The sequence below is a fragment of the Pseudomonas sp. WS 5078 genome (assembly GCF_012985745.1).
In the GTDB taxonomy this organism is placed as follows: Bacteria; Pseudomonadota; Gammaproteobacteria; order Pseudomonadales; family Pseudomonadaceae; genus Aquipseudomonas; species Aquipseudomonas lundensis_A.
On record NZ_JAAQWX010000010.1, the window covers coordinates 46,885 to 66,722 of the forward strand.

Here is a 19,838-nt window from a genome sequence, read left to right on the forward strand (position 1 = left end):
GTCTCAACGGTAAACAGTGAGCGCCATGGCGCCAAAAAGACAAGCAAACAGGCTCAGGCGCAACAACGCCGGGTGCCAGAAGAAGCGGTACAAGTCGTAGCCGGAAAACAGTCGGTCAAAGCCCCACGCCAACCCCGCCGCGATAAAAAACATCAGGGTCATGGTGGGCATATAGACGCCGTGGAAGGCGATTTCACGAGGCATGTTCAAGTCCTTGCGGCTGCGCGTATGCAGCCAGCGGCGATTGCGGATCCAGCAGTGAGGTACGAATGAAGTGCAGGTAACTTTGCACCCGGACCAACGCCGAAGTGTCGAAGTTGCGGGCAAATGGTTCATCGGTTGCCTGCACCCGGCCGATGGCATGGTCAACGGCGATCAGGGCGCGTTCCAGGTTGCTTTCGCCGGGGCTGATAAACAGGCGCACCAGCGCTCGGCCCATTACGCGGATCGCCTGTCGCCAGGGCTGAGATTCGGCGTACGCCGGGTGAACCGGCAAAATCGCTTGTTCTTTGCGCAATTCAATAATCGCGTGGCCCACTTCCAGCACCACAAACATCCAGCGCAGCAATGTGCGTTGCACTTGCGGCTGACCGGCGGCCAGGCCGTAGGCCTGATTCATCAGGTCGCGGGTGCGGCTTTCGAGACTGGAACTCAAGCCTTTTAACTTGCCACTGATGGCGTACACCACTTGCTCGCGCAAGTCTTGCTCCAGACGGCTCCATAACCAGCGGCTGTTGGGCGGCAGGATGATTGCGCCCGCTGCGGCGCAGACCAGCATGCCGATGACCATCGCGATGTAGTCGTTGATGAACTGGTACGGGTTATAGACGGTCAGGTTGTCCGGCACCGAGCCGGTACTGAAGAAAATCAGCAAGCCCAGCCCTACACCGGCGTAATTGGCGCGCGAGGTGAGAAAGGAGCCGAGCATGATGACCGGCGTCAACACCAGGCACAGCAACGGAAAACCGTCGACGTGGGGCAATACGAAGAACATTTCGAAAAAGCCCACTATCGCGCCGATGAACGTCCCGCAGGCCATTTGAAATGCCATGCGTTTGGGGTTCGGCGTCGCAGCAGACAGGCCCACCGTGGCTGCGGCAATCAGGGTCATGGTGGCGCCGCTGGGCCAGGCGGTCATCACCCAGTACGTGCCCAGCACCACCAGAATGAACGAGGCGCGGATGCCCGAGGCCGCCGCCGACCACCAGTTGGTTTGCGAGATAAACGGCTGGTCCCAGCGCTCCCGCTCGTGGGTGTGATCGGCCAGCGAGGCGTGGGTCAGCGCATAGCTGAGCATGTCGTCGACAAAGCGGTACAACAGCTCATACGCCGTGTTGAAGTCCAGGAAGTCCGAGGGGCTAGGGTCGGTCTCCAGAAATTTGACCCGCAGATTGCGTACGTGCTCCGGCAAACCGGCCTTGAACGCAGCCAGTTGTTCGGCCAGCACAGCGGCGTCCTTGTCGGTCAGCGAGCGGCCGCTGTAGGTGTCGAGCAACTGCGCCAGCAGCTCCAGCTCCGGCTCGATGGCACCCACCACTTGCACCACGCCACGACTGCGCAGACGGGCCAGCAATTGGTGCAGCGCGTTGAAGCGCGTGGTGATGGCCATGAACTCGCTGTTAAGACGGCTCAGGCGGCCACTGCGACGGCGCATGTGCGGGTCTTCGAACACGGTCACGCTGCGCATGCCTTCAAGCCCGACACTTTCGCCGATGAAGCGCACGTTACTGGCTTCGTAGTCTTCCTGGGTCGACTGGCCGCGCAAGCCCTGCGCCACGAAACCGGCAAATACGCCGAAGCGCTGGTACAAGGCGTTGTGCATCGCCGCGCCTGCGGTTTTGGGCAGGATCGCGGCACTGATTACTGTTGAGCAAAGGATCCCGAGCGAGATTTCCAGTACCCGCCACACCGCGGCCATAAACGCGCCATCAGGGTGCGCCAGCGCGGGCAAGCCCACCATTGCAGCGGTGTAACCGGCCAGGACAAAGCCATAGGCGCGGAAGTTACGGCAGCGTGCGGCACCGGCCGAGCAGATGCCAACCCAGATCGCCATGGCCCCCAGAAACAACGCCGTGTTCTGGGCGAATAAGGCAATCAGCGCGACCATCACCGCCGAGCCGGTCAGGGTGCCTAAAAATCGATAAAAACTTTTGGCGAATACCTGACCACTTTGCGGTTGCATCACGATGAACACGGTGATCATTGCGGTACGCGGCTGCGGCAACTCCAGGCGCATGGCCAGCCACAGGGTCAAAAACGCTGCGACCAGCACTTTGAAAATATGCACCCAGGTCACGCCATCGCTGCGTGCCCAGTCAAAAAAGCCGCGGCGCCATTCCAGCGAATACAGCCAGCGCACCGGGGCGGGCAAATGGTTCATCTACAGGCTCTCAGAATTAGCCATCAGGGGTTTGGACGTCATGGGGTGCTAACGGTCATCAATGGTTGAAGATCGCCATCACCGCAGGCGGTTTGTCCGGGACGTAACGGTCGTCTTTGGGCACGTCGTTACCTGCCCCGAGGCCGCCACCCAACGCAGTCACCAGCTCGGCGTGAGCACTCAGGCGCGCGGCCTGAACCTGCTGCTGGATCTGTTGCTGTTTGAACAGCAGGGTTTGTGCGTTGAGCACGTTGAGGTAGTCGGTCAGGCCGCGCTGGAAAGCGACCATGGCGATGTCGTAGGTTTTCTGCGCCGCTTCAACCGACTCGGCGGCGAATGCTTGCTGTTTGTCCATCGACTCACGTTTGATCAACTGATCCGAAATGTTCTTGAGCGCAGTGACCAGCGTCTGGTTGTACTTGGCCACGGCCATGTCATAGCCGCCAGACGCCACGCCCAGTTCGGAGCGCAATCGGCCGCCATCGAAGATCGGCAGGGTGATGGCCGGGCCCACGTTGTAAGTGAGCTTTTTACCGGTCAGGAACTCCAGAGCCCCACCACCGGTGGCCATGAAACCGATGCTGCCGATCAAATCGACGTTAGGGTAAAAACCGGCATGGGCGACGTCAATACCGCGTGCTTGAGCGGCCACTTCCCAGCGGCTGGCGACCACATCAGGGCGTTGACCCAGCAATTGGGCCGGCAAGGCCGACGGCAATTTGAGTGCGGTGCCCAAGGCCAGTGTCGGGCGTTTCAAACGGGCGCCTTCGCCCGGACCTTTACCCGCCAATGCGGCCAACTGATTTCGGGTCAGGGCGATTTCTTCTTCTTGCGCATCGATCTGACGGTGAATCTCAGGCAATGGTGCTTGCGCCTGACTCACTTCGAAATGCGTGCCGATGCCGCCATCCAGACGCTTTTGCGCCAGATCGAGGATCTGCTCCTGTTGGTGCAGGGTCGATTCAATAATGTCGAGCTGGGCATAGTGCAGCGACAACTGGATATAGGCGCGCACCACGTTGTTCTGCAATTCAAGCTGGGCTTGACGAGCTTCTGCGGCACTCATGTGCGCCATGTCCACGGCCTGTTCGGTGGCATTGCTTTCGCGGCCCCACAAGTCGAGGGCAAAGCTAAAGCCCAGCGCCGCGTTGTTGTCCCAGGTAGTGGAATTGTCCAGCGCGCCCGGCCCATAGAATTGATCAGACGGCCAGTTATGGCGTTTGAGGGTCGACTCGCCATTGATTTGCAGCGACTCGGCAGACTCCGCCACACCCGCCATGGCCTTGGCCTGACGCACGCGAGCGGCCGCCATGGCCATGGTAGGACTGCCCTGCACCGCGAGGCTGATCCAGGCATCCAGTTGGGGGTCGCCATAGGCGTGCCACCATTGAGCCTTGGGCCAGTTTGCGTCTTTTGCGGCGGCTTGAATTGCCTCATCCGTGGCCAACGTATTGGCGGGCATCATTTGGCTTTTGGGGCCGATGCCACCGAAACCGATACAGCCGTTTAATGCTAACGATAAAGCCAGAACACTGAGGGCTTTAAGCTCTCTGCTGATGCGACGCGGCACTGCTGCAAATTCCTGCATGAGGGGGGGAGGAGGCTTGAGTCGGATAAGTCTATGGGTTGGCAGAGGCAACGATAAGCTGGCATAACTGTGAATCTTTATTACCGTTATCAGGATAATCCGTTGGTCGAATGCAGAACCCTCGGTAAACACTGAAACTTCATGTCACAATTTGTTGCTGTCTACGTTGTTGTTGTCCCTTTTATTGCCCTCTGAGAGCACCCCATGGACACCTTGCAAAACATGCGCGCGTTCAGTTGCGTGGCTGAAGCCGGAAGTTTTACGGCTGCAGCCGCCATGCTGGATACCACCACCGCCAACGTGTCGCGCGCGGTCTCGAACCTTGAGGCCCACCTGCAAACCCGACTGTTGAACCGCACCACCCGACGCATCGCCCTGACCGAAGCGGGTAAGCGGTATTTACTGCGTTGCGAGCAGATTCTGGCCTATGTAGAAGAAGCCGAAGCAGAAGCCAGCGACGCCCATTCGCGCCCTGCCGGGCAATTGAAAGTGCACACCATGACCGGCATCGGTCAGCACTTTGTGATCGACGCCATTGCGCGCTACCGCAAGACCCACCCGGACGTGACATTCGACCTGACCCTGGCCAATCGGGTACCGGACTTGCTCAACGAAGGTTATGACGTGTCCATCGTGCTGGCCAGCGAGCTGCCGGACTCGGGTTTTGTGTCCCAGCGTTTGGGCATTACCTACAGCATCGTGTGCGCCTCACCGGGTTACGTGAAAGCCAACGGCACCGCGACCAAGCCCAGCGACCTGCTCAATCACGCCTGCCTGCGGTTGGTTAGCCCGGTCATTCCGCTGGATAAATGGGTGTTCGACGGCCCTGAAGGCCAGGAAATGGTGCTGATTAACACCTCACCGTTTTTGGTCAACTCGGCTGACGCGATGAAAACCGCGATCACCAGCGGCATGGGGGTTGGCGTATTGCCGGTGTACGCGGCTATCGACGGCCTTCGCAACGGCACGTTGGTGCGCATGCTGCCCAAGTACCGCTCGCAGGAACTGAACCTCTACGCCATCTACCCGTCGCGTCAGTACCTGGATGCGAAGATCAAAACCTGGGTCGAATACCTGCGCGGTTCACTGCCTGAAATTCTGACCGCGCATCAGACAGAGCTGGCGACTTATAGCTGAAAAGGGGTCTCCCGCCCCGGCCCTCTCCCCTGCGAGCGGGCCGGGGTGAGGTCTCCAGGCGCTGCAATATTCAGCCATGAATGTTAGCGTGCTCACCTTCCCGACAGCCGATGAGCCTTGTTCCGATGAGCCTTTCCAGCACAAAGAAAACCGTTCTCGCCTTCAGCCGCGTTACCCCCGAGATGATTGAGCGCCTGCAAGAGGATTTCAACGTCATCGCGCCCGATCCCACGCTGGGCGATATCAATGAACAGTTCAATCAGGCCCTGCCCCATGTGCACGGTTTAATCGGCGTCGGCCGCAAATTGGGTCGCAAGCAACTGGAAAACGCCGGGCAACTGGAGGTGGTGTCCAGCGTGTCGGTGGGCTACGACAATTACGACGTCGACTACCTCAATGAGCGTGGAGTCATGCTCACCAACACCCCGGACGTGCTCACCGAAAGCACTGCCGACTTGGGTTTCGCCCTGATCATGAGCAGCGCCCGCCGGGTCGCCGAGCTGGATGCCTGGACCAAGGCCGGCCACTGGAAAGCCAGTGTGCCCCCAGCCTTGTTCGGTTGCGATGTGCATGGCAAAACCCTGGGGATCGTGGGGATGGGCAACATCGGCGCCGCCGTGGCACGCCGAGGTCACTTCGGCTTCAACATGCCGATCATTTACAGCGGCAACAGCCGCAAGCCCGCGCTTGAGCAAGCGCTGGGCGCGCAATATCGCAGCCTGGAGCAGTTGCTGGCCGAAGCCGACTTTGTGTGCCTGGTGGTGCCGTTGAGCGAGAAAACCCACCACCTGATCGGCCAGCGTGAATTGAAGCTCATGAAGCCAAGCGCGGTGTTGGTGAACATTTCCCGCGGCCCGGTGGTGGACGAAGCTGCGCTGGTCGAAGCCTTGCAAAACGGCACGATTCGCGGCGCCGGGCTGGACGTATATGAAAAAGAGCCACTCAGCGACTCGCCGCTGTTCCAGCTCAAAAACGCCGTCACCCTGCCCCATATCGGCTCCGCCACCCACGAAACCCGCGAAGCCATGGCCAATCGTGCAGTGGCCAACTTGCGCAGCGCGCTGCTTGGAGAACGTCCGCAAGATCTGGTCAACCCGCAGGTGTTCAAAGGCTGACGCCTCGCAGCTTCACGCCACTTTGGCCTGCAACACCGACGGTGCGGGCTTGCGGAACACCAGCACGTTGCCGAGCATCACCAGCACCAGGCCCATCAGGGCCGGTGCTGTCCACTGATAGCCTTCGGCAAAGGCCGACACATTCAGCGCCACCAACGGGAACAGCACCGTGCAATAGGCGGCGCGCTCCGGGCCCATGCGCCCTACCAGCGTCAAGTAAGCCGTAAAGCCGATCACCGATCCGGGAATCACCAGGTACAGCAACGAGCCGACATAGCGGGTGTTCCATTCCATGTCGAACGGAATGCCCCGTATCGCGCAGTACAGCGCCAGCATACTTGCCCCATAGAGCATCCCCCAGGCGTTGGTGGTCAGGGGTTTGAGACCCGCCTTTTGTTGCAGGCTCGACAGCAGGTTGCCTGCCGAAAAACACATCGTCCCCAGCAAGGCCAGTCCCAACCCCAGCAAGGTGGCGGGCGTGGCCGTGTGCGCACTCAGCTCGGGCCAGAACAGAAACCCCAAGCCCAGCATGCCCAACCCACCCCCCAGCAACACGTTGCGGGCGATTTTCTGCTTGAAGAAGATCCGCGCGTTTAACGCGTTCCATACCGTGGCCGTGGAAAACACCACCGCGATCAACCCCGTGGTCACCCATTGGCTGGCGGTCAAAAAACACAGGAAGTTCACGCAAAACAGGCACAACCCCTGCGCGAGACAAATCAGGTGCCCGCGCCGGTTCATGACCTGCAATTTACGGCTGAGCAACAACAGCGCAAACAGCACCAACGCCGCCAGCCCAAAGCGATAAACGATGGACACCGGGATCGCCACGACGCCCAGTTGCAGCTTGAGGGCGATCCAGGTGGTGCCCCAGATCAATACGGTCAATAAGTACAGGGACAAGTTCATGGCGCACTCCTGAAAAAGGCGTTCAGTGTGCCGCCGCTTCGGTGGACGCACTTGCAGATTCTTGCGCTTTTGTTGTGCGGGGGCTGGCAGTGCGTACCCGCAGGAGTAGGATGCAAAACGTTGGAGAACTGACCATGCCTGCTTTCGATACCCTGCAAGTGTTTCAATCCATGAGCCGCTCGCCCAATGCTCGCCTTGAGCACAGTGCCGAGCTCGGTGACGGCATGGCCGCAGCCCTATGGACCAACCATCACGACGCCCGTGACTACGAAGCGCCGACCCATCACACGTTGTCGTGCTACATCTCGGGTGGCACCGGTACGTTTCGCCGTGACCAGCCGGGCGCCAAGGGTGCGCCGGGCAAACTCTGCGTGTTGCCCGCCGAGCATGCTTCAGCCTGGGTAATCAACGGCGCAATTCGCCTGGCCCATGTGTACGTCAGTCAGGAGCAATTCGCACTCGGTTGCATGCGTTTACTGGACACGGAACCGCGCACCCTGCAATTGCGCGAGTTCACGTTTCTGGACGATGCTCAGCAGACTCAGCGCTTTCATCAATTGTTGAAACTCAACTGGGCCGAACCGGGGGAGCGCCTGCTGACCAGCAGCCTGGCCAATGAATTGCTCGATCACGCGGTGCTGAGTCAGGTCGGGAGGCGCGACGGCTTGCAACTCAAGGGCGGGCTGGCAGCGTATCAACGTCGCCACCTGGTCGAAATCATCGAGCAGCAATTGGCCGAGCCGTTAAGCATCGGCCAACTGGCAGCGCAGTGCGCGTTGTCGCCCTATCACTTCGCGCGGATGTTTCGCGAAAGCTTCGGTGTCGCGCCGCACCAATACGTCTGCGCGAGACGGCTGAACCGGGCACAGGATTTACTGCGCCACAGCCCCCTGGCGCTGGGCGAGATTGCACTGGCCTGCGGTTTTGCCAGCGCCAGCCACTTCACCCATCGGTTCAAGCAAGCCCTGGGGGCAACGCCGGGGCAATACCGCGCGGCGTTCAGGCCCTGAGGGATTAAAACGCCAGGGTGCTTGCCACCGAGATTTGCCGCGCGTCGCCCATGGAGACAAACGTGCGGCTCGCCGCCGAGGTGTAGTACGTGCGGTCGAAAAGGTTTTTGATGTTGAGTTGGAGTTTGACCTTTTGCCCTTCAACCCGGGTGTCGTAGGTGGCAAACGCGTCAGCCACGGTGTAACCCGGCAGATCAAAATCGTTGAGCGCATCCCCGGCCCGCTCGCCTACATAACGGGCACCGGCCCCCACGCGCAATTTATCGCCGCCCACGATCGTGCCAACGTCATACACCGCCGACAGCGAGCCGCTGTTTTTCGCCACATTTTGCAGGCGCATGCCTTTGTAAACCGGGTCCTTGGTGACTTCGGCATCGGTGTAGGCATAGCTGCCGATCAGGCTCCACTGCTCACTGAGCTGACCACTGACATCCAGTTCCAGCCCCCGCGAGCTAACTTCCCCGGCGGCTGAATACACAGTGTCTTCACCCACGGTGGTCGAAACCAGCACGTTGCGTTTTTTGATGTCATACAACGCCAGCGTGCCAGTGAGGCGCCCCGGCATATCGAGTTTGGCGCCCACTTCCCACGACTTGGCCTGCTCGGGCGCAATGGCCGAGTCCAGCACCACGCCACCGGTCAACGGGGCGATGGTGGAGTTGGGCTTGAATGACTCGGTGTAGCTGCCATAGAACGACAGCTCATCGGTGTAGCGGTATACCAGCCCGGCGCGCGGTATCCATTTTTGGCCGTTGGTGTCGGTGTTGGCCTTAAAGGGGCGGCCTTTGCCTGCCAGTTGGTCGTATTTCTGGAAACGACCGCCTGCGACGAAAATCCATTGGTCGGTGAGGTGAATCGAGTCCTGCAAGAACAGCGAGTCGCTGCGCAGCAGGTCTGTCTGATTGCTATCACTGGCGCTGACCGTGGTGCCAGCCACCTCTTTGCCGTACACCGGGTTGAGGTAGCTGAAGGGGTACTTGCTGTTCTGGCGGATCAGGTCGGCGCGATAAATCTTGCGGTACTCATCGTCCAGCCCGAACACCAGATCGTGCTGCATCCCTGCGGCCTGTACCTTGCCTTGCAGGCTGACCGTGGCAAAACGGTCGGTGGTGATTGCACCCTGGGTGCCATCCATTTTGCGTGTCAGTGTGCCGGTCTTGGGGTCGACTGCCGTGACCCGCACCTGACTGGCGTCGTAGGTCTCTCGGTTCCAGCTGTAGCCGACGTGGGTTTTCCAGTCATCGTTGAGGTCGTGATCGACGTCGAGTCGATACAGGTCCGAGCGCCCTTCCATGTTGTTGAAGGGCTCGTCCAGGCGACGGGTGGCGGGGATGTCCAGCGGGTGATTGGTGGCCGGGTTAATGGCCGTCCCGCGGTCAAAGGGCGAGAGGAATTCGCGGTGTTCATAGGCCAGCAACACCTGGGTGTTATCGCCATACCACGCCAGCGAAGGCGCGATCAGCGTCTCGCGGTGCGTACCAAAATTGCGCCAGTAATCCTCGTCTTCGTGATCAACAATCATGCGATACGCCAGCCCTGACGCGCCCAGCGCGCCGGTACTGTCAAAGCTGCCACCGCTGCCATTCTTGCCCGACCCATAGGTCGAACCGCGCACAGTCAATGCGTTGGAGTGCTCCAGCTGCGGCTTTTTGCTCACCACGTTGACCACACCGCCGGGGTCTTGGATGCCATATAACAATGAGGCCGGGCCTTTGAGCACTTCGACCCGGTCCGCGGTGGCGTTCAGCGCCCGGCCCTGCACGACCGGCATGCCGTCGCGCATGATCGAACCGTCGCGGTTATCACCGAACCCGCGCTTCATCACCGAATCCTGGGTGCTGCCCAGCGTGTTGCCCTGGGTAATGCCGCTGATGTTATTCAGCGCATCATCCAGGTTGCGCGGCGCCTGATCGCGGATCACCTGTGCGGCCACCACGTTGACGGTTTGCGGGATCTCCATGCTGTCGCCCTGCCCGCGCATGACCGAGGTTACGGCTGGCGGCTGGTAGCTGGTGTCGTCCTGGGCCAACGAGGTAATGCTGGTGGCCCCGAGGTTCAAGGCCCCTGCGGTCGGCGCAGGTTCAAGGGCAAACGTGTGGGCATCGGTGCGGCGGGCATGCAAGCCCGAGTTGGCAAGCAGTTGTTGCAGCGCCTGTTCAGCACTCAGATTGCCCTTGATGGCTGGGGCGTGCAGGCCATACGGCGCTTCGTCGGTGTACACCACGCTCAGGCCGGTCAGGCGGCTGAAGTCATTCAAGGCTTGCGGCAGGGGCTCTGCGGGCAGGTTGAACGCAAACTGCGCCTCGCTGCGGGGCGCCGGGGTATCAACCGCCATGGCCACACTCAACGGGCTTATCGCCAGACCAGTCATCAACAGCGCCGATGCGCCCAACCACTGTTTAACCGAACTGCGTTGCGCTGACGTTGCCTTGGACTTCATGTTCATGACCTGTGTGCCGACCTGATACGGAATGCGAATTTTTCGCATTTTCAAGCACTACACGGATGGGAAAAGGGTTTACCTCACCCTGGACTGAAAAAAATGTGCGAACGTTTGCCGCCGAGGACGGTGTTAACGCAATACGATCACTCGCCCAAACACTGTGTGCTGTTCAAACCCCAGCACACCTTGCAGCGAATTAAGTACCGCACGCGGATCATGGCTTGGGAAACTGCCGCTGATGCGGCGGTTGGCCAATTCGCTATTCAACAGCACGATCTGCCCCGGAAAATAACGCCGAAGGTCGGCCACCACGTCCGCTAACGGGGTTTTCGAATAAGTCAGCCAGCCCGACCGCCACCCCAGCCGAGCGTTGCTGTCGACGCCCTGGACAGCGCCTGACACCCCGGCGCCATAGGCCACCTGCTGATCGGCGCCGAGTATCTGCTGTGGCGCGTCTGGACTCGCCTTCACGCCCACGCGCCCGGACAACACGGTTACCTGCGCGCCTTCAGGTCGCAACCGCACCTCAAAGGCTGTGCCCAACACCCGCGCTTCGCCTTTATCGGCGTCCACGATAAAAGGCTCGCCCGTGTGGGTGACATGGAAAAACGCCACGCCTCGGCGCAATTGCACGTGGCGCTCACCCGCGCTGAAATTCACGGCAATGGCGCTGTCAGCATCCAGCGTGACCTGCGATTGGTCCGCCAGTGTGAGGGTACGAACCTGACCCGGCGCGCTGACATAATCAGCGCCCAGATCGTCCATCCAGCGCACAGGTTGCCATCCGGCGAATACCCCCACCATCAGCAGCAGGCAAGCGGCCACGGCCAGGCCACTGGACCATTGCCAGGCGCGACTGCGTTTGGATACGTTCATGGCCAACAAATAGCGCTGCATGGCCAGCGCCTCTTCCTCGGCCAACTGGCTGGCTGCCACTTCGCTCAACTCCCACACCACTTGCGCCTGCGCGTACGCCTCGGCATGGGCCGGGTCGGCGTGCAGCCAGCGGCTGAAGGTGGCCTGATCGCCACTGTCGGGCTGGTCGTGCAACACGCTCAACCATGCCAGCGCGGTGCGCTCTTGTTCGGGCGTCACCTCAATAGTGGAACGGTTCATCACGGCGCTGTCCCTGTCGGCGGCTCACGCAGGCTGGCCTTGCAGGCCTCAAGGGCGCGCATCATATGTTTTTCCACGGCGCTTTGGGACACACCCATGACCTTGGCGATCTCGGCATAGGTACGGCCATGGATGCGGTTGAGTAAAAAAATATGCCGCGTGCGCTCCGGCAAACTGCGCAAGGCGGCTTCTACCTGGCGCAAGTCATTGCCCGCCTCAAGCGCAGCCTGCGGTTCGCAGCCCGAGCTGTCCGGGTCTTGCTGCCATTGCTGGTTGATCCGCCCGCGTGAGCCTTCGCTGCGCAAATGGTCGATGGCGATATTGCTCGCGCAACGCAGCAAGTAAGTGCCCAATTCCTCGACCTGCACCAGCGGGCGACGCCAAAAACGCACAAACAAATCCTGCACCAAGTCCGCCGCCGTGGCCCGACATCCCACGCGGCGACTGACCAAAGCTTCCATTTGCGGGCGCTGGGTGAGAAACACCTGAAGGAAATGCACACGTCCATGGCGCGATTCGCTCTCGGGGCCTTCCTGATGTTGAGGAGGATTCATGGGCGTCGAAGGTGGGTTAAAAAGGAAAGCGATACTAATGATAAATATTCTCATATGCAAAAGCAGATGACTGATTTCATTCGGTTGCGCCACCGCCAGCGCCATTCAAAGGTGCGGTCTTGCAGGCAACTTCAGCACCGAACAAGCACGCGATGAGGGTAACGAGGCATTTAGCCTGCAACCGGCAAGCACGGCCGCTGCACCTGCAAGCATCGAGCTGGACGCCTCCACGGTCGTCGGCGGCGGGTTGGCCGAGGCAGCGCAAAGCGATGTGTTCGAACACCCCGGCAGCCACGACATGGCCATGAACGTCGCCATTCGTTGCGAAATGATTGAACAGCAGCAGACCAACCTGCTGACCAACGTCAAACACAAGGGCAAGTACGTGGGCGAACCGCGCACCCTGTACCTGCAGACATCTGTCGCATTTTGATATAAACCCGCAAAGGCCCGGCCAGCCGGGCCTTTGTTGCCGCCAAAGGCTGACGCCGATCACAAGGTGAGGTATTTGCTGAAAATAGTGCTTGAAATATTTGCTCATCGGCTCAAACACTGTAACTGAGCGATGACGATGAACCTTTGACCACTCGAGGCCGTCACAACTCACTCGAGCAAGCTGAAATAAGGGAAGCATTATGCAAATTAACGTCTTTTCCGATAAACACATCGACAGCGACAAACGCACTCAGGAATGGGTACAAGCAACTGTTGAGGCCACGCTCGAACGCCACGCGGAGGACCTGACTCGGGTCGAAGTGCACCTCAGTGACGAGAATGGCGGTAAGTCCGGTCCCAAAGACAAACGCTGCAAAATGGAAGCACGCCCAAAAGGTCATCAACCGATTTCCGTCTCCCAGGACGCTGATTCGCTGACGCAAGCAGTCGAAGGCGCTGCTGCAAAACTGGAGAACGCACTGGAACACCTGTTCGGCAAACTGCGTGGCAAGCATTCCCCAAAACTGGCCGTTGAAGGGTTTGAAGAAAAAGAACCCAAAGAAAGCGCTGACGATTTGCTTGAAGAAGAGTTTTTGGAGAAAGAAAAAGAACTCGACAAAATCAGCTGATCTAGCCAAAAGAACGCACTAAAAAAGGGCGGGCCTACTTCGGTAGGCCCGCCCTTTTTCGTGTGCCGCGTAGGGCGTTATAGCTCGCCTTTTTCGACTTCCGGGTGTTCACCGGAACCCGCACCGGTCTTGCGGTGCGGATTTTCGATCTTCACGGACGGGAACTGCGAAGAGGCGTACCTCACCACCAGAATCGCAAACGCCAGCAACAAGATCGCGCCCGTCAAATACACAACGCCCATGTCTGGCGGGTTGTGATGCGACACGTTGGAAATCAGCAATCGGGTCAACGCCGTGATCGCCACATAAATCAGAAACCGCACCGGCATGTGATTGGTCTTGAAGTAAATCCCGACCATTGCGCCCAGTTCGAGGTAGATAAACAGCAGCAGGATGTCATCAATGCTGATATTGCCCTTCTCCACCATCTGTAAAAATTCCATCACGGCTGCCCAGGCCGTCACCGCGCCAATAGCGAACAACGCCAGGTAATGGAAGGTTTCGACAAACAGGTTGCCCATCGACTCGGCCAGTTCATGGACCTGACGCCGTAGCTTTTCGGCTTTATTCACTCTCACGATGCAGCTCCTTGAAACGACTCGAACGGATAATCCGCGGTGCTTATGACATTTTCTGCATGCAGAAAAAAGGCCAGCACCGCGAATGAGAAGGTGGCCGGGCGCCATTAGGCACGTCCGGCCGGCGTATCACTCGCCAATTGCAGCTAGAGTAAAAAAGCCGCTATTCAAATGCTGGCGATTGGCTTATCCTTTTAGCTGTATATAAATACAGTAATCGCAAGACAACTTATCGTGAAGGCATATGAGGTGGTAAATGGCCGTCGAAGTGGTATACCGCAGCAGCCGAGATCTGGAGCGTTTGTTTATTGTTTTGCGGACTGACCTACTGCCCAGATAAGCCTCACCTCACGGCCGCTCCGATGTATTTTTCATTAATATCAGTGACATAATCATCAGAAAGGCTCTCGATCAGGCTTTAACAACCCAAAGTATCTGTCTAGATAATTTTTTCGAACCCTGCCTAGTTAGCTATGCACAGTCTCTAGGGCAAGCTTTTTGAATCACCTGCTGGCCTGCATGAGGCGTTGAGCGCATGCTCCTTTTTACACACTGGATAAGACGACGAGGCCAAAATGGCTGTTGAAACCCTTTACCGCAGTACCCGCGATTTGGAGACTACGTTTGTGGACCGCAAACTCGCTGATGCCCATGATCAAATGCTTGAGCTGGCAGAGCTCCTGACAGACGTTTTGATGAAAAACGTGCCTGGCCTTTCTGAGAAGCATGCTGAGGATGCGAGCATTTACATGGCGAAGAACCGAGCCGTTTTTGCGGCCGCTTTCAAAAACAACGCGAGCGCGTTGAGTGAACTATCTGCTACGCCTGAGAGCGAAGGTTAGCCTAGACCAGTATTGTAACGCCTCTAGGGATGGTCTGAAATAGCCGGATATTTCCGGCTATCGAGCCGTCAGCACTTTTCAAAAAACGACCCGCGTCGAAATTTGATCCATTTTCTTCATTTTTCAGCCCTTCCGGGCGCAGCAAGGCGCTTTTCAGCCGCCATTTGCTGTATTACATGCGCACCTCTCCTGTCCCCGCCAATAAATGTCGACGCGCCATCCACAAGTTTGACAGGGCGAACAACGTCACCATCTGAGCCGTGTTCTTGGCCAACCCTCGAAAGCGCACCTTTTCATAACCAAACTGGCGCTTGATCACCCGAAACGGATGCTCGACCTTGGCGCGAACCTGAGCCTTGGCCTTCTCTATCTTGCGCATCGCTTTGTACAAGGCACTCTGTTTCCCGTGTTTTTTGTAAGTGCTGCGTCGAGCTGCAATCTGCCAAATAACCTCACGTCCCGCGTGCTCTTCGCGCTTCTCGACCCCGGTATAACCGGCATCGGCGCAGACCACGTTTTCCTCGCCGTGCAGCAGTTTGTCGACCTGCGTGACGTCGGCAACATTGGCCGCCGTGACCACCACGCTGTGCACCAGGCCCGATTCGTCGTCGACGCCGATATGGGCTTTGGCACCGAAGTAGTATTGGTTGCCTTTCTTGGTCTGATGCATCTCAGGATCGCGCTTTCCATCTTTGTTCTTGGTAGAACTGGGCGCATGAATCAGCGTGGCATCGACGCTGGTCCCTTGACGCAACGACAGACCACGATCGCCCAGATAACCATTGATCACAGCGAGAATTCCAGCGGCCAGCTCGTGTTTTTCCAGCAGGCGACGGAAGTTGAGGATGGTGGTTTCATCCGGGATCCGCTCAAGGCTCAGACCCGAAAACTGGCGCAGGATGGTCGTTTCATACAGGGCTTCTTCCATCGCCGGATCGCTGTAGCCGAACCAGTTCTGCATCAGATGCACGCGCAGCATTGACATCAGTGGATAGGCCGGACGACCGCCTTCGCCCTTTGGATAGTGCGGCTCGATCAGGGCGATCAAGCCTTTCCAGGGCACTACCTGATCCATCTCGATCAGGAACAACTCCTTGCGGGTCTGCTTGCGCTTGCCGGCGTACTCGGCGTCGGCGAAGGTCATCTGTTTCATCATTGAAAAGCTCGGCGACTGGTGTCCGGTGATTTTGCCAAATCAGGAAGTCTTTTTCAGAGTTTCCCTAGCCACCGCACTGCCTGAGCCGGCCTCGGTGGCTACATGCTAGTTCAGTAGACCCAACGGTAAATCCGCTTTTATTTGATGAGTCGCTATAACGAGCAACGTGTCAGAGTAATGCATCAGTTTATTCATGGGGAGCGAGGATTGGATGTCGAATTCGCCAAGCGCCCACAGTTTCAGTTAATGCCTGAGGTGTATGAACTACTAGCGAAGTTTTCAAAAAAACAATCGCGAGTCACAACCTAGAGTCTGGAGGTCGAGTTGTATTCGCTCTGCTGCGCCAGAACCTATGCCACCTGCCGACCTATCCTCTCAAATACACTTAATCTGAAACGACTAAAGCTATCACCAGTTGTCACGGGATACCGATGGCTTCATTGGTTGGGGATGTGACGGATTTTGGATTTCAGCACTGCGACTTCACTTCAGCGGCCATTTTAACAGTGCCAACCAGAGCTTCATGTGCGGCCAACAGCCTCACGCTCGGTGTACTGGTCCCACAAGGGAAATATTTCTTTCCTTTAATGCTGTTCCGCACAAGCGTGCCAACTGGCGCATGGGCGTTATTTCGTAGAGCGCTTTTTCCATGACCGGGTCGCTCAGGGAGAACCAGTTCTGCAACAGATGGATGCGCAGCATGGTTTCCAGAGGATAGGGTTTCTACCACCGCCTACCTTGGGGTAAAACGGTTCGGTCAGCCCCAGCAGGTCTGCCCAAGGTACAACTTGACCCATCTCGGCGAGGAAGCGTTCTCGGCGGGTTTGCTTGCGCTTGCCAGCGTACTCAAAGTAGGAAAAGCTCATCTGGCTCATCTGGCTCATGTGCAGCTCGGATCAGGTGGTGTGGGGATTTTCGCATAACTGAGAGCTTGTTCGGAGTTTCCCTAAGCGCACAGCAAAGTGGCCAAGTGCCAGCTAGGTAGTGTTATCTTTAGATCAGGGTATTGGAGGCGCACGCGGATTACGTGGACGCGTCGGTCCCCGGTTTTTTAGGCGAAAATCACATACATATTCAAGGGGAGAGTGGCTTTGCTAGCTTCTAGAAATGGATTCGAAATACCTGAATCCGGCATAAATAATGCTCTATCAAAACTATCATGGAAATTACTAAAAAAAGAGCTTGATAAAGTAGCGTGGAAAAAGAACCCGCGTGGGCTGCTTGACATAATAATGCGAGCAGATAGCCTAATTAATAAACGTACGAACGCTGAGAAAGCAAAAAAACGTCAAGATTTGATCGCTGAACTGACTCTGTATATTTCGCCGAGCATCGACGAAGAATTATTAAAGCTTTTCAAACATAAGCTAGGTTTCTTTGAAATAGCCGACACCTGCTTCAGCGAAGTATTAAGTTTCGAAGGAGAGCTCGATGCGTTAAAAGACCTGAGTCCAGCCAAAAGGATGTGGTCTACGATGACCTGGTTCGTTGAAGATCAGAATCATCTGTATGAGAAAATTGCTGAACAGTTCACAACCGACAAGCCCGTTCTTATCAATAGCCTAACGGTGACTGGAGAATCTGGAGTTCCCGTAGACCCCTCGGCCTACCACACACAACAAGTAGATGCTTTAGGCTCTGCCATCCTGATGGAGGCCTATCGTAACAACTGGTTCTGTCCTAAGGGAAATGTAATCATTCCTGATCGTCTAGATATCAGCGACACCGAAGTATTTAAAGCCGGTTCAGTACTATACAACGCGAATATCTGGGCACTTGTAGACACCGTGCAAGAACAAGTGCGTTACCTCGGTAGAGCTCACACCCGTAGAGAACCAAACGAGTTTGAAAGCCCACCTGAAGGCTTTAAATTTGGATTAGAACTCGGAGGGCCTACCAGCGCTCAGATTTTTGACTTCATCGCCAGCCAAAGAAACACATCGCGTGAATCTTCGAATTTCTTCTCTTTCAAAAAAGATTCCAAACTTAACAAATTGCTGGATGCGGTATCTAAGGTAAGCGGATCCACGAGGGTCAAAGATCACTATCAAGCTGCATCGTCACTGTCCACTTTACTTAATTACGAAGTTCTGGAAGACGAGGCCCTCTACGAAGGCTTGACTATTGGCGACTGGATTGATGGTTTTTGTGCTGCGAGAGAGTACTGTGCATCCTTAATCTCGGCTAATTCTAGAAGTAAGCCTATGGTTTCGGAACTTCTAACTTTCACCCAGGCAGACATAGAGGCGCACGTACAATCCTGCGGACTTTCAAAAGAAAAATCCTCGATCTTCATCAACAACATAACATTCCATCGCAAGGCGAGAGACTTGTTCGATGCACCTCTGATAAGGACCTCCAGCGGATTTGCAGTAATTTCAGACATCCTCAGAGGCAGTGTAATAAGTAGAGCCGTTGCATCAAATATTCTGGGCAGGAAAGGTGAGTTCAAGCCTAAAGGTGATGGACTAGAGGCCGAGGTAAAAGAGATATTTCTTTCTCATGGGATTGAAGCGGCTACCTACGAGAAGAAGTATCCCGAACCAGAGGGGAAATACCAATATGATGTGCTAGTGCTATGGGAAGGAAGTTTATTTGTCCTGGAATGCAAAAACCGATGGCTTTGCGAGGGCAGGCCTGTCGCTATCTACAACTATCTGAAACAATGTCGAGAAGATCTCGATCAAGTTTCCCGACTTGTTAATGGATTAACACTTCATCCAGAGATGGTGCGAGAAGCTTTTGGTCGAGAGGTTTCATATAATGAGATTATCCCTTGCATCGTAGCAGGACTACCACACGCTATATCCGAGCAGATTTCAGGTGTATATTTCACGGACATATCTGTCATAACAAGATTTTTCTCTGACCGATTTTTTGGTGCGGAATATGCCGACCGCCCTAAAGAGAAAAAACATATTTTATACGATCAATGGGAGACAGATACTCCATCAGTTTCAGATTTTATCAAAGCACTTCGCAACCCTAGGCAAGTGGCGATTACTCGCGCTACATTAGACTCCAGAACAGTAGAGCATTCGGTTGGAAGAGCCGTTTATCTGAAATCAAGTTACTTGTACGCAAAGCCGCTTGACCTCGATGACTACCGAACAATTATGCAGAGCTTGTAATACTCATTGGTGGGAGTTGTGATTTATGGAAGATCCATGAAACGCATTCCCTGCCCTTACAACTCGCCACTTCGGCACATTCCGGGGTGACATTGACCTCATCCCGAAACCAGCTGCACGTAGACTTCCCATCATTGCCCTTAGCCGCGCTGGGCAATCAATGGAATGGCTCGCCGAAAATGCTGACGCTTGGATTTGGCACGGTGACCCGCTGCGCATGCCTGATGTGGTTGGTCACTGACGTGAGCTGACGGCCTCCCGCAGCTTCGTGCCATACGCTTAAGGGGATGCGGAGCCGCGGGCAATCCCGTCGTTTCACCGCTAACCATGCTCCTTCTGCGCTGCACTGGCGCGAAAAATAGTCTAGCTCACCCTGCCTCTCCGGCAAGTCTCCAACGCAAGCTCAGGATTTACATAGCGGCGTAATTAGCGCTGTAAGAGGACACCGCGCGTTCCGCTAAATTGTGGATAAAATACTCGCCAATGCGCATGACAAAATGCTTAAGCTCAGCGAGGTTTTGACCCAGTTCCTTATGAAAAATGTCCCTGGAATTTCGGAAAACATTGCCGAGGAAGCCAGTATTTTAATGGCTAAGAATCGCAGTCTTTTTGCTACTGCTTTTAAAAAGCAATATTGCAGCACTAGACGACTTGGTTAATGCGAATTAAGGTCTAAAGCAAGAAACATATTATAACCGGCTCTAGATATTTCGCAGAATTAAGAAACTAGATACCCTCATTACTGAAGCTATCTTGGTATTTTCTTCGGCATGATATAGACCACGGCTGTACGATGGACAGCGGAAGAAACCACT

General features: G+C 56.5%; 17 protein-coding genes and 1 pseudogene. 8 read left to right on the forward strand and 10 right to left on the reverse strand.

Annotated features, from left to right (window positions below):
• Nucleotides 1-3: 3 nt before the first annotated feature.
• From HBN68_RS14560 to HBN68_RS14570, 3 genes are read right to left on the reverse strand one after another with little or no spacing between them, the layout of a single operon-like run.
• The gene (locus HBN68_RS14560; protein WP_016781859.1) at nt 4-204 is read right to left on the reverse strand and encodes a DUF1656 domain-containing protein; all 201 of its coding nucleotides are present in this window, start codon (nt 202-204) and stop codon (nt 4-6) included.
• Nucleotides 194-2,380, reverse strand: coding sequence for an FUSC family protein (locus tag HBN68_RS14565; protein WP_094992667.1), 2,187 nt, complete (start codon nt 2,378-2,380; stop codon nt 194-196). Before HBN68_RS14565 ends, HBN68_RS14560 begins: the two co-directional genes overlap by 11 nt.
• Before the next feature lie 58 nt (nt 2,381-2,438).
• Nucleotides 2,439-3,950, reverse strand: a complete 1,512-nt coding sequence (locus tag HBN68_RS14570) for an efflux transporter outer membrane subunit (RefSeq protein WP_169965065.1) — start codon at nt 3,948-3,950, stop codon at nt 2,439-2,441.
• 222 nt (nt 3,951-4,172) lie between these two features.
• On the opposite strand from HBN68_RS14570, the gene HBN68_RS14575 reads away from it, so the two are divergent.
• Nucleotides 4,173-5,105, forward strand: a complete 933-nt coding sequence (locus HBN68_RS14575; RefSeq protein WP_048363216.1) for a LysR family transcriptional regulator — start codon at nt 4,173-4,175, stop codon at nt 5,103-5,105.
• Between the two features lie 125 nt (nt 5,106-5,230).
• Nucleotides 5,231-6,220, forward strand: coding sequence for a D-glycerate dehydrogenase (locus HBN68_RS14580; protein ID WP_094992668.1), 990 nt, complete (start codon nt 5,231-5,233; stop codon nt 6,218-6,220).
• Between the two features lie 12 nt (nt 6,221-6,232).
• Here the strand turns inward: HBN68_RS14580 and HBN68_RS14585 are convergent, their stop codons facing one another.
• Complete coding sequence (locus HBN68_RS14585) at nt 6,233-7,129, reverse strand: DMT family transporter (RefSeq protein ID WP_094992669.1); 897 nt, start codon at nt 7,127-7,129, stop codon at nt 6,233-6,235.
• 134 nt (nt 7,130-7,263) lie between these two features.
• Between HBN68_RS14585 and HBN68_RS14590 the strand changes: the two genes are divergently transcribed.
• Nucleotides 7,264-8,139, forward strand: coding sequence for an AraC family transcriptional regulator (locus tag HBN68_RS14590; RefSeq protein WP_169965063.1), 876 nt, complete (start codon nt 7,264-7,266; stop codon nt 8,137-8,139).
• Nucleotides 8,140-8,143: 4 nt separating this feature from the next.
• Here the strand turns inward: HBN68_RS14590 and HBN68_RS14595 are convergent, their stop codons facing one another.
• The 3 genes from HBN68_RS14595 to HBN68_RS14605 form a co-directional block, all read right to left on the reverse strand.
• Nucleotides 8,144-10,579, reverse strand: a complete 2,436-nt coding sequence (locus HBN68_RS14595) for a TonB-dependent receptor (RefSeq protein ID WP_169965118.1) — start codon at nt 10,577-10,579, stop codon at nt 8,144-8,146.
• A 132-nt stretch (nt 10,580-10,711) separates the two neighbouring features.
• Nucleotides 10,712-11,698: a FecR family protein gene (locus tag HBN68_RS14600; RefSeq protein ID WP_169965061.1), complete on the reverse strand. Its 987-nt coding sequence runs from the start codon at nt 11,696-11,698 to the stop codon at nt 10,712-10,714.
• Nucleotides 11,698-12,252: an RNA polymerase sigma factor gene (locus tag HBN68_RS14605; RefSeq protein ID WP_169965059.1), complete on the reverse strand. Its 555-nt coding sequence runs from the start codon at nt 12,250-12,252 to the stop codon at nt 11,698-11,700. Before HBN68_RS14605 ends, HBN68_RS14600 begins: the two co-directional genes overlap by 1 nt.
• A 247-nt stretch (nt 12,253-12,499) precedes the next feature.
• On the opposite strand from HBN68_RS14605, the gene HBN68_RS14610 reads away from it, so the two are divergent.
• Nucleotides 12,500-12,685, forward strand: a complete 186-nt coding sequence (locus HBN68_RS14610) for a hypothetical protein (protein ID WP_094992671.1) — start codon at nt 12,500-12,502, stop codon at nt 12,683-12,685.
• A 202-nt stretch (nt 12,686-12,887) separates the two neighbouring features.
• The gene (locus HBN68_RS14615; RefSeq protein ID WP_094992672.1) at nt 12,888-13,316 is read left to right on the forward strand and encodes an HPF/RaiA family ribosome-associated protein; all 429 of its coding nucleotides are present in this window, start codon (nt 12,888-12,890) and stop codon (nt 13,314-13,316) included.
• Between the two features lie 77 nt (nt 13,317-13,393).
• Here HBN68_RS14615 and HBN68_RS14620 read toward each other — a convergent pair whose 3' ends face one another.
• Entirely contained in the window at nt 13,394-13,894 is a 501-nt protein-coding gene (locus HBN68_RS14620) for a phosphate-starvation-inducible PsiE family protein (RefSeq protein WP_047273414.1), read from the reverse strand.
• 575 nt (nt 13,895-14,469) lie between these two features.
• Here HBN68_RS14620 and HBN68_RS14625 point away from each other — a divergent pair.
• Nucleotides 14,470-14,736: a YebG family protein gene (locus HBN68_RS14625; RefSeq protein WP_169965057.1), complete on the forward strand. Its 267-nt coding sequence runs from the start codon at nt 14,470-14,472 to the stop codon at nt 14,734-14,736.
• Between the two features lie 172 nt (nt 14,737-14,908).
• Here the strand turns inward: HBN68_RS14625 and HBN68_RS14630 are convergent, their stop codons facing one another.
• Nucleotides 14,909-15,889, reverse strand: a complete 981-nt coding sequence (locus tag HBN68_RS14630) for an IS5 family transposase (protein WP_169965116.1) — start codon at nt 15,887-15,889, stop codon at nt 14,909-14,911.
• Nucleotides 15,890-16,492: 603 nt separating this feature from the next.
• Nucleotides 16,493-16,767: pseudogene (locus tag HBN68_RS14635) on the reverse strand (transposase); the annotation flags it as partial.
• A gap of 210 nt (nt 16,768-16,977) precedes the next feature.
• Here HBN68_RS14635 and HBN68_RS14640 point away from each other — a divergent pair.
• Together HBN68_RS14640 and HBN68_RS14645 are read left to right on the forward strand one after the other, a co-directional pair.
• The gene (locus HBN68_RS14640) at nt 16,978-19,023 is read left to right on the forward strand and encodes a hypothetical protein (protein WP_169965055.1); all 2,046 of its coding nucleotides are present in this window, start codon (nt 16,978-16,980) and stop codon (nt 19,021-19,023) included.
• 461 nt (nt 19,024-19,484) lie between these two features.
• The gene (locus tag HBN68_RS14645; protein WP_346010212.1) at nt 19,485-19,682 is read left to right on the forward strand and encodes a YebG family protein; all 198 of its coding nucleotides are present in this window, start codon (nt 19,485-19,487) and stop codon (nt 19,680-19,682) included.
• The last annotated feature ends 156 nt before the right edge of the window (nt 19,683-19,838 follow it).